General features: G+C 69.2%; 10 protein-coding genes. 3 read left to right on the plus strand and 7 right to left on the minus strand.

Translation table 11 applies throughout. The annotated features are described in order from the left end of the window. Positions 1-2,557: multicopper oxidase domain-containing protein (locus ABWK99_RS06255; RefSeq protein WP_372593843.1), on the plus strand; the 2,557-nt coding region annotated here is incomplete at its 5' end. A 157-nt stretch (positions 2,558-2,714) separates the two neighbouring features. Here the strand turns inward: ABWK99_RS06255 and ABWK99_RS06260 are convergent. Continuing rightward, positions 2,715-4,157, minus strand: coding sequence for a S8 family serine peptidase (locus ABWK99_RS06260; RefSeq protein ID WP_372593844.1), 1,443 nt, complete (start codon positions 4,155-4,157; stop codon positions 2,715-2,717). Between the two features lie 88 nt (positions 4,158-4,245). Here ABWK99_RS06260 and ABWK99_RS06265 point away from each other — a divergent pair, with 88 nt between their 5' ends. Next, positions 4,246-5,307: a hypothetical protein gene (locus ABWK99_RS06265; RefSeq protein WP_372593845.1), complete on the plus strand. Its 1,062-nt coding sequence runs from the start codon at positions 4,246-4,248 to the stop codon at positions 5,305-5,307. Positions 5,308-5,435: 128 nt separating this feature from the next. Here the strand turns inward: ABWK99_RS06265 and ABWK99_RS06270 are convergent, their stop codons facing one another. The 6 genes from ABWK99_RS06270 to ABWK99_RS06295 all read right to left on the minus strand — a co-directional run bounded on the left by ABWK99_RS06270 (position 5,436) and on the right by ABWK99_RS06295 (position 13,409). After that, the gene (locus tag ABWK99_RS06270; protein WP_372593846.1) at positions 5,436-6,218 is read right to left on the minus strand and encodes a hypothetical protein; all 783 of its coding nucleotides are present in this window, start codon (positions 6,216-6,218) and stop codon (positions 5,436-5,438) included. A gap of 14 nt (positions 6,219-6,232) precedes the next feature. After that, the gene (locus ABWK99_RS06275) at positions 6,233-8,332 is read right to left on the minus strand and encodes a beta-galactosidase (protein ID WP_372593847.1); all 2,100 of its coding nucleotides are present in this window, start codon (positions 8,330-8,332) and stop codon (positions 6,233-6,235) included. Between the two features lie 30 nt (positions 8,333-8,362). Further along, the gene (locus ABWK99_RS06280; protein ID WP_372593848.1) at positions 8,363-9,346 is read right to left on the minus strand and encodes an ABC transporter permease; all 984 of its coding nucleotides are present in this window, start codon (positions 9,344-9,346) and stop codon (positions 8,363-8,365) included. After that, entirely contained in the window at positions 9,343-10,851 is a 1,509-nt protein-coding gene (locus ABWK99_RS06285; RefSeq protein WP_372593849.1) for a sugar ABC transporter ATP-binding protein, read from the minus strand. Before ABWK99_RS06285 ends, ABWK99_RS06280 begins: the two co-directional genes overlap by 4 nt. A 135-nt stretch (positions 10,852-10,986) precedes the next feature. Beyond that, on the minus strand, positions 10,987-12,120 hold the full coding sequence (locus ABWK99_RS06290; protein ID WP_372593852.1) for a substrate-binding domain-containing protein: 1,134 nt from the start codon (positions 12,118-12,120) through the stop codon (positions 10,987-10,989). 302 nt (positions 12,121-12,422) lie between these two features. Further along, positions 12,423-13,409: a LacI family DNA-binding transcriptional regulator gene (locus tag ABWK99_RS06295; protein ID WP_372593850.1), complete on the minus strand. Its 987-nt coding sequence runs from the start codon at positions 13,407-13,409 to the stop codon at positions 12,423-12,425. Between the two features lie 258 nt (positions 13,410-13,667). On the opposite strand from ABWK99_RS06295, the gene ABWK99_RS06300 reads away from it, so the two are divergent. Then, a partial coding sequence (locus tag ABWK99_RS06300; protein ID WP_372593851.1) for a serpin family protein occupies positions 13,668-14,096 on the plus strand: 429 nt, incomplete at its 3' end.

The raw sequence follows: 14,096 nt of genomic DNA on the forward strand, positions 1-14,096 counted from the left end.
CTTCACGACGGACCTGGCCACACCCTGCCGGATCGACGACCCGTCGACATGGCAGTACCAGGTCACGCCCTTCTGCGAGCCCGAGCTGATCCCTGGCACGCCGAACATCAGTGTCGGGATGGAGCAGTTCAACGACACGCCGGTCGTCAACGGCACGGCGTACCCGACCACGACCCTCGACCCGAAGGCGTACCGCTTCCGCATCCTCAACGCGGCCAACGACCGCTTCTGGAACCTCTCCTGGTACGTCGCCGACAGCACCGGTACCGAGGTCGCCCTCAAGGCGTCCGAGGTGGCGGCCGCCCAGACCGACATCAACGTCGTGCCGACTCCCGACACGACCCTCAGCCCCGCGGGTCCTGACTGGATCCAGATCGGCTCCGAGGGCGGCTTCCTTCCCGCCCCGGCCGTCGTCCCTGCCCAGCCGACCACGTGGATCACCGACCCGACGCGGTTCGACGTCGGGAACGTGGACCAGCACTCGATGCTGCTCGCACCCGCCGAGCGGTCCGACGTGATCGTCGACTTCAGCAAGTACGCGGGCAAGACGCTCATCCTGTACAACGACGCACCCGCCGCCTTCCCGGCCCGGGTCGCCAGCTACGACTACTACACCGGCGCCCCCGACACGGGTGCCGGGGCGATCCTGCCCGGCTACGGCCCGAACACCAGGACCGTCATGCAGGTCAAGATCGCCGATGCGGCGCCCGCTCCTGCCTTCGACCTGACGGCGCTGAAGAGCGCCTTCAAGCACCACGCCGACGGCAGCGGCGTCTTCGAGTCGGGCCAGCACCCGATCATCGTCGGGCAGGCCGCGTACAACTCCGCCTACGGCACCACCTTCGCCGCGAGCGGGGACTGCACCAACGCCACAGGCACGAACACGTGCGACGGCTTCGCCCGGATCAACCAGCAGGGCCGAGACCTGTTCAGGTTCGACAACCTCAAGGCGTCGAACCCGCAGCTGACCGTCCCGATCGAGCCGAAGGCCATCCACGACGAGATGAACTCGACGTCCTTCGACGAGTTCGGGCGGATGACAGCCAACCTCGGCCTCGAGGCGGTGCCGGCGACACCCGGCACGCAGAACGTCATGCTCTACCCGTACGTCGCGCCACCGACGGAGGTCATCGACGGCACGAACCTGCCGAAGGGCGACGTCAACGTCCAGGCCATCAGTGACGGGAGCGACGGAACGCAGATCTGGAAGATCACGCACAACGGCGTCGACACCCACCCGATCCACTTCCACCTCTACGACGTGCAGGTGCTCAACAGGGTGACGTGGGACAACATCATCATCCCCCCGGAGGCGTCAGAGCTCGGGTGGAAGGACACCGTCCGGGTCAGCCCGCTGGAGGACACGATCGTCGCCCTGCGGCCCATCATCCCGACGCTGCCCTTCGAGATCCCGAACAGCATCCGGGAGCTCAACCCGATGATGCTCGACGGCGCCAACCTGGACCCGAACGGGTTGATCATGGACCCCGCGGGCAACGTGACGACGCTGACCAATGCGCTCGTCAACTTCGGGTGGGAGTACGTCTACCACTGCCACATCCTGTCCCACGAGGAGATGGACATGATGCGGCCGGTCCTCATGGCGCTCCCGCCCAACGCTGCCGTCGGACTGACGCGGTCGATCACCGGGAACGGCAACAACCGGCGCAACGTCCTCAGCTGGACGGACGACTCGATCGCAGAGACGTCCTACATCGTCCAGAAGTCGCCGGACGGCATCACCTGGACGGAGGCCGCGACGAGCCCCTCACCGCTCGACGTGGCGAACACGAAGGGCGCCAGGAGCGCGACCGACACCACCTCCGGCGTCAACGCTGCCCTCCTGTACCGGGTCGTGGCGAGGAACACCGTCGGCTACGGCGGCGCGTACCCGTCCGTGAATGCGGACTCGCTCTCCTCGACGATCGCCGTGAACCCGCCGTCTGCCGCTCCTGCGGCTCCGACGCTCCTCACGGCTGCTCTCCAGGCCGGCCCGCAGGTCCGTCTGCAATGGCGTGACAACGCCACGAACGAGGCAGGGTTCGTCATCGAGCGGGCGACAGCCGCGGGCGGGCCGTTCACCCGCATCGCGGTCGCACCGGCTCGGAACAACACCGGCAACCAGACGTTCACCGACACGACGATCGCGACCGGGACCGCGTACTGGTACCGGGTCGCTGCCGTGAACCTGTTCGGCGGGGTCTCGACCCTGTCGGCCTACTCCAACACGGCGACCACCGCCGCGTCGGCGGCCGTCCCCGCAGCACCGTCCACCGTCGTGGCAGCCAACGGCGCCAGCCAGGGCAACAAGCGCTCCGTCACCCTCACCTGGAAGGACAACTCCACCAACGAGACCGGGTTCACGATCGAGCAGGCGACGAACGCGACCTTCACGACCGGTCTCAAGAGCACCACGGCCGCGGCCGATGCGGTGACGGCCTCCCTGACCGGGCTCAGCAAGGCGACCACGTACTACGTCCGGATCCGGGCGAACAACGCGGTCGGCTCGTCCGCCTGGGTCAACGCGACCCCGTTCCCCATCGTCACCCAACCGTAGGGAGTCCACCCCGCCAGTCCGGTACCGCCGGACCGATCGCCCCGTCCCACCCCACGTCCAACCGGGGTGGGACGGGGCGCGTTCGCCTCCTGCCGACCCCTGCCCGAGCGTGCGAGCCTGCGCGTCCGAGGTCCGATGCCGGGCGGACGACTGCCCGTCACTCGAGCTCGGGCTCCGGCACCCGCAACCCGAGGGTCCGTTCGTCGCGGCCGAGGCCCGCCAGCATCTCGGACGGCAGCGGAAGGGCGGCACGTCGGCGGCGGTAGTCGTAGCGCCAGCCCGGCCCGGTGCGGGCGACGACGTCGGCGAGGGCGTCGAGGTCCGCCGGGTCGAAGACGCGACGGCCCGCCAGGTCCCTCTCGCTGTCGGGCGCCACCGGCTCAGAGCCGAAGTCACGGGCCAGGTCGAGCGCCGAGTACCGGACCAGGCGGTCGAGCACCTGCCCGCGATCCACGAACCCTGCACCGACCTCGTCCTGGCGTCGACCTGGCACAGGTCGAGCGCTCTCGAGGAGCATCCTGCGCAGGAGGCCGGGTGTCCCCCGCACCTCGACCCTGCCCCCTGCGGCCCGCACCGCCGCGACGCACGCAGCGACGCCGGCACGATCCGGCCCCGTCGCCGGGAGGGCGACCAGGTCCTCCGCACCCCGCGACGGCCGCCAGATCTCGGTCCCGAAGGAGTCGATCACACCGAAGCCGACCGCCGGGACCCCGTGCGGCGGGGCGCCCTGCTGGACGGCCGTCTCGCGGCGCAGGGACCAGAACGCGGCGGCGACGATGCGGGCGAGCTGGGTGACCCGCGGAGCAGCGAACGAGGTACCACGGACCTGCGGGTCCAGCGCGGACCTGCCCAGTGCGACGAGGTCCGGGCCCGAGGCCGGCTCGCCCGCGACACCGCGGGCGGAGTAGTCCGCGAGCGCCGTTCCCTCCTCGTCGTCCACCGCCCCGACGGCCAGGACCCACGGGACCTGCGCCCAGGCCGACATCGACCCCTGCCCGGACGCCCCGCAGTTGCCCGCCGCGACGACGACGAGCAGCTCCTGCGAGGCGGTGAGGGTCGCGACGCTGACCAGGTCGTTCATCACGACCGGGAAGTCGACGGCACTCGGCCCGACGCTCAGGTTGAGGACGGGAAGCAGCGCCGGTGCTGTGGGCCACACGAGGTCGGGGTCGACGTCGAGCTGCAGCCCACCCCCCGAGGGACGGGTGAGGACGGGGTACCCGCCAGAGCCGTCCGTCCCGCCGATGGTTCCCGGGCCGTGCCCGGCGTGCTGGGTCCTCGCGATCGCGAGCAGCAGGTCGATCCCGACGGCGAAGGTCCTCGAGGCGTCGATGACCTCGAGCGGAGGCAGGACGCTGATCACCCCGGGTAGCGCGGCGAGCTCGGCGGCGCGATCGGGACCCGCGTCGACCTCCAGCACGGGCAGCGCGCGGTACCGGCGGCGCCGCAGGCCCATGGCGACGACGTGGGCGTCGACGCGGGCCACGTCCTCCGCGACGACGATCAGGCGGGAGTCGATCGTCGCGGCGCGAGCCGTGCCACGTGAGCAGGGGCTCGCCCGCATCGTGTCGAACCAGAGATCGACCGCTGCCGGGTCCACCGCATCACGGTAGCGAGTTCTCCTTGTGGGAACCAGGACAAACCGGACAGAATGCACGGACGAGTCGGCGCACGCAAGGAGGCATGCCATGACCGAACTGGCCGGCAGGGTCGAGGCGTGGCGGGCCTCGGCGGAACGCCTCCTCGAGCTGGCGGAGACCGCCGGCCCGCTGAGCGACGAGGAGTTCCGTGGTTTCACCGTCGACGGTCACGCAGGCCCCGAGGCGGTCGAGGACGAGGTCGACCGGCTCCTCGCGGAGTCCGACCACTCCCTCGAGGTGCTCGCCGCCGAGAGGGTCGAGACGAACCGCCCGGTGGAGGGTGACCCGCAGGCGGTCAGCCTCCTGCTCGCCAACCTCGAGATGAGCGGTGCGCTGCTCACCGCCAGCCGACCCCCGGCCGAGTTCTTCGTGACGATGGGCGTGGACGGCTCCTCCGCCGTCTCCTTCGACGAGACACGAGTCCGGCTCGCCGACCTGCACGACGCCGTGCTCGGAACGCCACCCGCTCCACCTGCCCCGCTCCCCGACGGACTGACGGCCAAGCTCGACGGGCTCCAGGATGCTGGCGCCGAGGAGATCGTCGAGCTCGCCACGAGCCCCACGGTCTGGGCAGCGCTCGGCGGGTTCGTCGGTGGCGTCGCGGAGGTCGGCGGTCCCGTCGTCCGGGAAGCCATCGACCTGGTCAAGGGCGCGGTGAAGTGGCTCCAGCGTGGTGCCGTCAAGATCATCGCCTGGGTGATCAACAAGCTCAAGCAGCTGGTCCCGGAGAGCGCGCGAGAGAAGATCGACGAGCTGGTCGCCGAGATCAAGGAGAAGCTCGCGGCGGGATCGACAGCCGTGGTCGCCGGAATCCTCGGGCAGCGGCTCGGGCGCCCGGCCGTCGAGAAGGCCTGGCGCGACGCAGCGCAGTCGGGGACCGGCGACGCCGAGACGCGGCTCGCCACCGTCACGGACGGTCACCTGGCCCGGATCGGTCGCGTCTCGAGCGCCCGGACGGCCGCCGACTCGTTCTCCGTCGTCATCGGGGCCGCCCTCGCCGCTGCCGTCCCCGCGGTGAGCATCGTCGTCGGGGCGCTGGCCCTCGCGGTCTTCGCCTTCGTCGGCTACGAGGTCTGGGACGGCTTCAACGACATCGAGGCGCTCGTCTGACGCTGCGGGCGGCCGACGGGGCCCTGGGGCCGGGCTCTGCACCCGGCCCCGCCTCCTCCCAGTCGTGCAACAGGTGAGGACCTCCGCGAGCTCCGTTCGCTTCGGGGGCTGGAGCCCGCGGAGGAGGTTCAGGGACGAGTCGTGCCGCCTCCCTCGGAGACCAGCCGGGCGAGCACGGCAGCCTTCTCGGCGGTGGGCGCCGCGAGCATCTCTCGCGCGCCGTCGCCATCGAGGACGAGGCCGAGCGACACCCGCTTCCCTGTGCTCTCGAGCCACTCGACCACCCGATCGAGGACCTCGGCCCGCGGCAAGGAGATGTCCACCTTCGTCGGGTCGACGGTCGTCACCGAGGTGACCTTCCAGTCCTCGTCGAAGTCGAGAAGCAACGAGGCCCAGAGCACACCGTTCTCGTGCACTCCCAGCACGACGCTCGACCCGGGAGCGACGAGTGCCCGAGCGGCGGCGTTGACCTCGTCGAGCGACGATCCGATCCGCCACTGGAGCCCGAGCGTGTCCCGAGCGGCGCCCGGGTAGGTGACGATCCCGTCGGAGTACTCGTCCAGGGCCGCGTAGGTCTGCTGGACGAAGACGTCGAGGTCGGCCTCGATGTCCCAGGCGTCCTGGATCTGTGCGAAGTAGCTGTCGACGGCGTCGCGTTCCATCACGACGACGAAGTCGACGAGGGCGGAGTTCGCGTCGTAGAGCTCACGAGCGAGGTTGTGCGGGTCGTCGACCCGGTCCACCCGGCCGGCGACCTCCGCTCCGGCGGTGTGCCGGAACTTCACGACCTCGCCCTTCTCGTGGATGACGACGAGCCGTCGTGCGCCCTTCGCCGACCGGAGGAGCAGGGACTGCGCGTTGCGCCACTGGTCGACGTCGATATCGGCCATCAGGACATCTTGATGCAGCATGGGATCTCTTCCTCTCAGACGGTGACGGTGCACCGGTAGACGTGGATGGAGTACGGCGCCATCGCCTCGGCGATCGTCTTGCCGTCGGTCGTCACCTCTCGGCCGTCCCACATCTCGCGAACCGCGATGATCGGAGAGCCGAGGGTGATCTCGGCAGCAAGCGGCTCTGCCGTCGGGTTGGCCACGAAGACCAGCTTGGCGCTGGGGTCCGAGGCGTCGGAGTGCACCGTCACGTCCAGGGCCTCGTCGTTCGTGACCACCTCGAACACCCCTGCGTCGGACGCTGCGCGAGCGACCACGGCGGGCACCTCGTCGAGGTCGGAGACGAGGACGATCAAGCCCTCCCCCACTCGGGCGGTGCGGGCTCCGGCAGAGGCCTCCGCGGCATCCAGGACATCCGCCAGGACGGTGCACGGACGCATCAGGCTGTCGAGACGGGGCGCCTTGGGACCGATGACGACGGTGCCACCGCGCCGGGCGAACTCGACCAGGCCTCGCTGGACGCCCTCGTCGAGGTAGTCCATCGTGGTGAGCACGACAACCTTCTTCCCCTCCCATCGAGCGGCTTCCAGATCGGTGTCGGAGAGCACGGTGCTGCCGCCGGTCCGGGCGAGTGCCGCGGAGAAGGCACCGAACCAGGTGCCCTTGGCCACCTGAACCGGCTCGTCGAAGCCGAGCGTGGCCTCGCTGATGGTCACCGGCCCTGCGTACTCGGAGAACCCGGACGGCGTCTCGAGGAAGTCGCCGGGGAAGGAGACCAGGACACTGGTCGCCTCGAGCCTGTCGTACTCCCGGTTGGCGAGGAGCAGGATGTCGGCGTCACGACGGAAGCGGTGGAACTCCCCCGCCTCGAGCATCGCGTTGACGTTGCCGAACATCGCGACCTTCTCCGGGCGTTCACGTCCGTCGCGCCGCACCGGCGAGTCGAGCCACCGGTCACGCTCGACGAGCATGTACCGGGAGAATCCCCGGATGCCCTGCATCAGGGCTGCCTTGGTGACGAACTCCTCGTCGTGCCAGTCACCAGGGTTGAGGTACCAGGGCCAGACTCCCGCGATGAATTCCGGGATGTAGGGGTAGCGGCTGGTGCCCACGACATAGGACGCGACGGTCTTGACATGAGCGAAGAGCTCCTTGCGCGAGTAGATGTCGAACCCGACGAAGTCGAGCTTCTCCTCGAGCTTCATGAGGTTGAACGGCGTCGTGAAGCCGGAGGCAGCACCACCGGGACCGAGCGGGTGCGGGTAGTTGTGGAAGAGGGCGACCCCACCGAGGCCGCGCTCGCGCATCATCTGGCCGAGACGGTCCATCGAGGTGATGAGGTAGCGCTCGCGGTACTCCGCCCAGTCGGCGTACCACGGGATGTCCGCCTTGTCTGTCGCGGCGAAGCGGCGGGGCGGGTCGACCTCCGCGAGAGCGCTGTGCGCCGTCGAGTAGGCCGCGTTGATCCCTGGCAGGTCGCCGTACTTCTCGACCAGCATCTCCCGGTAGCCGGCGAGCGACTCGTCGGAGTAGTCCGCGATGTAGGCGTTGACACCGAAGAAGTACGCCATCTCGTTGTCGACCTGAGCGGCGACGATGCCACCGTTCGGGTACGCGTGCTTGGCGAGGATCGCGCAGATGGCGTCGTACCAGAGCGCCGTCTCCTCGAAGAACTCCTCACTCGCGTAGTTCAGGGCAGGGATCGGCTTCGGCACCTGCGTGAGGATGACCTTGGAGCCCTTGGCGCTCTTCGCATGCAGCCTCTCGTTCGCGAGCAGCCGCTTCGGGTAGCCGAACCAGGTGAGCTCGGAGTTGATCTGAGGTCCGGGGCGGACCACGATCTTGAAGCCCTTGCTCTCGCACAGCGTGAGGAACGCATCGATGTCGTTCGACGGGTTGATCTCCCCGAAGTCGAATCGACCCTTCTCGATCTCGTGCGCCTCCCACGGGATGTAGATCGAGATCATGGTGAAGCCCATGCGCTTGACCGACTCGAGGATGCCGTCCCACCTGTCACGTTCGAGACGCCAGTAGTGCACCGCTCCGCCGTACAGGCTGGTGGCTTCCCCGTTGAGGGTGAGGGCGCTGTTCTCGATGGTCACGGGGCGGTGGGTGCCGGAATGGTGAGCCACGACTGCTCCTTTCATTGTGTTGGAGTCCTGCTACTTGTTCCGGGCGAGTGCCACCGCGAGGACGATGATCACGCCCCTGATGACCTGCTGCTGGCTGGAGTCGAGGCCTGCCAGGATCAGGCCGTTGTTGATCAGACCCATGAGCAGAGCGCCGAACAGCGTCCCGACGACGGACCCCCGGCCACCCGCGAGGGCGGTGCCGCCGAGGATGACCGCGGCGATCGCGTTGAGCTCGTCGCCTGCGCCCCACTGGAAGCGTCCGGAGTGCAGACGCCCGGCGTAGAGCATCCCGGCGACTGATGCGGCCATCGCGGAGAGGAGCATGACGCGGAACTTGATCGCGCTGGTGTTGATGCCGGAGTACTCGGCGGCGGTGCGGTTCGCCCCGGTCGCCAGGACCTGCCGGCCGAATCGTGCCTTCTTCAGGACCACAGCACCGATCGCCACGATCGCCGCGCTCCACACGACGAGGCCGGGGAGGAACCCGATGTTCCCCGAGCCGAACACGCTGTTGAAGGTGGTGTTGAGGATCGGCTGCGGGGCGGAGGCCGTCACCCACTGCGCGACGCCGGCCGCGATCCCGAGCATCGCCAACGTCACCAGGAAGGACGGGATCCGCAGGAACGCGACGAGGGCTCCGTTGACCGACCCGACGACGGCTCCGACCATGAGGCCCGCAAGGATGCCGGGAATGAGGCCGAAGGCGGAGATCGCCATGGCTGCGGTGATCGAGGTGAGTCCGGCGATCGACCCGACCGAGAGGTCGATCTCGGCGCAGCCGATGACGAATGTCATGCCGACGGCCATGATCGTCACGATCGCGGTCTGCCGAAGGATGTTCAGCAGGTTCGTGCTGGACAGGAAGCCCTGGTCGCCGAGGAGTATCGCGAACACGACGAACACGACGACGAATCCCACGTAGATGATGTCGCGCCGCCAGTCGATGAGCGCTGCCAGCCGACCCGCGAAGGACGGGGCCCGGTCGATGACGGAGCCCGAAAGCGTCGGGCTCATGCCGCCAACCCCTGCACGGCCAGCTCGAGGTCGACCTCATTGGCGACCTGGTCGGCGTCCAGGCTCTCCACGATCTGCCCGTCCCGCATGATGAGGTAGCGATCGCACATGGCGATCAGCTCGGGGTACTCCGAAGAGATCACGACGATCCCCTTTCCGGTTCTGGCGAGCTCGCGCACGATGCGGACGATCTCTGACTTGGTGCCGACGTCGACGCCGGCCGTGGGCTCGTCCATCACCAGGACCTCGGGATCGGTACCCAGCCACTTGGCGATGACGATCTTCTGCTGGTTGCCGCCGGACAGGAGGCGCGCGGGAGCCTCGGGCCGGGCGACTGTGATGGAGAACTGCTCGATCAGCCGATCGGACAGGGCACGCACCTTGTCGGAGGCGACGAGACCCCACCGGCGCAGACTTCCGAGGAGCGGGAGCGCGAGGTTCTCGCGCACGGAGTGGTCGAGGACGAGGCCTTGCAGCCGGCGGTCCTCCGGGATCAGGGCGATCCCGCTCGCGATCGCGTCCGCCGGCGAGTTGAGCGAGAGTCGGCGGCCGTCCTTGACGACGGAGCCCGAGGTGATCCGGCTGATGCCGAACAACGCACGTGCCAACTCGGTACGTCCCGATCCCATGAGGCCGGCGATCCCGATCACCTCTCCAGTGCGCACCACGAAGGTGGCACCACGCACACCGTCGGCGTGCAGGTCAGTCACCTCGAGCAGCACCGGGAGGTCGGCCGTAGCGGGCCGATGCGCGGCTCCGGCTTGCTTGGCGAGCTCTCGACCGGCGATCCCGGCCACGATCTCCTTCGGGGTGATCTCATCCAGTCGGGCAGTGACCAGGTTCCGGCCGTTGCGGAGGATGGTGATGCGGTCCGCAATGCGGTAGACCTCGTCCATCCGGTGCGAGATGTAGATGATCGAGATGCCCTGCTCCTTGAGACGCCCGATCAACGAGAAGAGCGCCTCGACCTCATGCTTGGCCAGCGACGCGGTGGGCTCATCCATGATGAGGACCTTCGCGTCCTGGCTCAGCGCCTTGGCAATCTCCGTGAGCTGCCACTGCGCGGTGGGAAGCGCCCCTACCTCGGTCGCGGGGTCGATCTCGACACCGATTCGTTCCAGCAGCGCGGCGGCCCGGGAACGCATCGCCGCGTCGTCGATCAGTCCGGCCCTCATCGGTTCGGCGTCGAGGAAGATGTTCTGAGCGACGCTCAGCGTGGCGATGAGGGAGAACTCCTGGAAGACCATGCCCACGCCGGCGCGCTTGGCGGCCTGGATCGTCGTCGCGGTCAGGGGTCGGCCGAAGAGCTCGACGGTTCCGGCGTCCCGCGTGTAGACCCCCTGAAGGATCTTCATGAGCGTCGACTTCCCGGCTCCGTTGCCGCCGGCCAGGGCGTGGACCTCACCCGGTGCGACCTCGAAGTGCACGTCGTCGAGCACTGTCACTCCGTCGAACGCCTTGTCGATGCCGTCCATCCGGACCGCCAGTGGGCCGTCGGCAGTCATGCACGCCTCCTTCGGGGTGGGGGGATTGCGCGCAGCACGGATCGGCCGAGCTGCGGGCGGGGTCGGTCCGGGGTGGTGCGTGGCGACCCCCGGACCGGGACGGCGTCGCCTGCCGTGTCGTGCAGGGACGCGGAGTCAGTCGACGAACGAGTCCGTGACCTCCGACGGCGGGTCGGCGTGGTAGACGGTGCGCCAGGCCTCGAGCACGTTCTCGTGCGTCACGGCGAGCGCCGAGAGCGCGACGTAGGGCGGGGCCGTCTTGCCCAGAAGCGCTCCCGCGGCAAGGTTCGCCTCGGTCACGCCCTGGTCGAACGGCACCTGCGCGCCGAGTCCGACCACCATGTCCTTCGCAGCGAGGGCGATCGCCACGTTCGTGCCGAGGTCCTCCGTCGCGATCTTGAGATCGCTACGGCCTGCGGACCGCGCCGCAGCCATGACACCCTCCGCCGGGACGTCCCACACGGCCCAGATGCCGTCGAGGTCGGCGTACTGCGTGAGCCATGCGTCGGTGACCGCCTGGGCGTCGCCGGCGAAGTCCGGGCCCGCGATCCCCCGCTCGTCGACGATCGAGATGTCGGCGTACTCGCTCTCGATGGTGTCCTTGAACCCCTGGTACCGCTGAGCGGTCACGAAGAAGTCGGCCTCGTGGTAGATGATCCCCACCTCACCGGAGCCCCCGAGTGCCTTCGCCAGCAGGTGCGCGGAGACCACGCCGTTCCCGTAGTTGTCGGCGGACACGACCGAGACGTAGTCGGTCCCGGCTTCGAGCCCGTCCGGCACGTTGTCCATGAACACGAGCTTGATCCCTGCATCTGCGGCCGCCTGGTACGCCGCAGAGGTAGCGACCGGGTCGGTGGGGATCGACACGATGATGTCGGGCTTCTTCGCCATCACGGTCTCGATGTCCGAGACCTGCTGGCCCGGGTCGAAGTCGGCGTCGGTCGTCGCCACGATCTCGATCCCGAGCTCGGCGAACCGTGACTCGAGGCCCGCGATCTGCGCGTTCGCCCAGTCGTTGCCGCCGTAGTGCATGACGATCGCGGCCGTCGCACCCATGGCCGCGACCTCCGCCACCTCCTCGTCCGTGAGGTCGGCGACGGACGCCGGTTCCGGGTCCTCGCCACGCGGCCCCTTGGCGAGCACCTGGCCCGAGAGCGCAGCGAGTGCCGCGTCCGCCTGGGCCGAGACCCCGGAGTCGGTGGCGGTGGTCTCGGTGGTGCCGGAAGAACATGCGGTCAGACCCAGGGCAGCTACAGCCAAGGGGGCCACCCAACGCAACCTGCGCAACATCATCAATCTCCTTCGATCGGTGTGCAGTCGTGGTGCCTCTTCCGAGAGGGTCGTCAGTGACCTGTCCCGGTTGTCGTGCGCTGCCCCCGAGGAGCGCCCGACGGATCGAGTGTGAACGTTCGCCTAGTGGACGTCAAGCCTAGGGCGAACGTTCGCCCATCACGTTTCGGTCACAACGAACCGGCCGGCCGGCCGGGAGGGTGGCGAGTCGGGACCTCCGGCCCACGGCCCGTCGAGAGAGCCGGCGGCGCCGACCGGAGCGCATGGGGCGGCCCCGCGACTCAGCGGGACGGGGACGCCGCCGACTCGCGCACGATGAGCTCCGGGACGGCGGGGGTGGTGTCCACGTCCTCGCCGGCGATCAGGCCGAGCAGGATCTCCATGCACCGGACGCCGACCGTCGCGAAGGACTGCCGGACTGTGGTCAGCGGGGGATGCATCTGCGGGGCGAACTCGTTGTCGTCGAAGCCGACGACCGAGATGTCCCTCGGCACCTTGATGCCCTCCTCGTACAGCGCACGGAGGAACCCGAGCGCCATCAGGTCGGAGGCGATGAAGATCGAGCTCGGCAGTCCCTCGGCGATCATCTTCTGGCCGATCCGATAGGCGCTCTCGCCCGACCAGTCGCCGTACCGCACCGCGATCGCGGGGATCTTGTGCGCGTTCAGCTCCGCCTGCCAGCCCCGAAGGCGGACCTGTCCGTCGAGCCAGTCCTGACTGCCCGCCAGGTGCGCAACCTCCGTGTGACCGAGCTCGACAAGGTGCCGGGTCGCCAGGCGCGCTCCGAGCTCCTGGTCCTCGAAGAAGACGGTGATGCCCTGCTGGCTGGTCTCCCCGGGCGAGAGCATCACCACCGGGATCGAGACCGAGAGCTCCTGCGCGACGTGAGCGAGCGGCACACGGGGTGCGATCACGACGATGCCCTCGACGCCACGCTCGATGAAGCTCCGGAAAGTGCGCACCACGAGGTTGCGGTCCGGATAGCTCATCGTGGCGACGAGCGCGGTGTAGCCCGCCTCGCGGGCGGCCGACTCGACTGCGGCCAACGTGCTCACCGGCCCAAACCGAGGTGACGCGTCGGCGATGACGCCGATCGCGTGCGAGCGGCTCGTCACCAGGGCGCGCGCGGCGTCGTTGCGCCGATAGCCGAGCTCGGCGATCACCGCGAGCACCCGGTCGCGCGTGGCGACCGAGACCCGCGGTCCGTCGTTGATCACCCTGGAGACGGTCTGGTACGAGACGCCGGCCTCACGCGCTACGTCCTTCAAGGACGGCGGACGCACTCTCGACATCGACGGTCTCCCAGGTCAGTGGGCAGTGGAGCAGAGCTCGAACCGCGCACGCGAATGAGCCAAGAATAGTCAAGGTGCGCCGAGGGAGCCGTCGGCCACGCGGACAGCGGTGCAGGTCGTGAGCCGTGCGACTGGTCGCCGCCATCGGCGCGCCGAGTCTTCACGCGCGACCGAGGGTCGAGGCGAGGTCCAGGACCCTCCTCACGTCGGGCCGCGTGGAGGAGAGTAGGCGGCATGACACAGAGCCGCAGGCGGCACCCGGGGCGTCTCCTCATCGGCGTGGCGAGTGCCTGCCTGCTCGGCCTCTCCGCCTGCGGGTCGACGGCACCGGCCGTCGAGCGTCGGGGTGAGGCAGCACCGGTCACCCTCGGGACCATGACCGCCTCCGACGTGGGAGCCGCTCAGCAGTCGTTCGGTCTGGACCTGCTCCACGCGGTCTGCATGCAGCGCCCTGGGGAGAACCTTCTGCTGTCCCCGACCTCTGCCGCCGAGGCCCTCGCGCTGCTGTACCCCGCTGCAGCAGGGTCGACCTCTGACGAGCTCGGCGCGCTCCTGCACCTCCCGGCCTGGTCGCCCGACCTCGTCGCGGCCATGGCCGCTCACACGCGGGCACTGACGGATCTCGCGCAGGACGGACCCACGGAGGGCCCCGACGCCCCGGAC

It is taken from the genome of Actinotalea sp., assembly GCF_041597215.1.
Taxonomy (GTDB): Bacteria; Actinomycetota; Actinomycetes; order Actinomycetales; family Cellulomonadaceae; genus Actinotalea.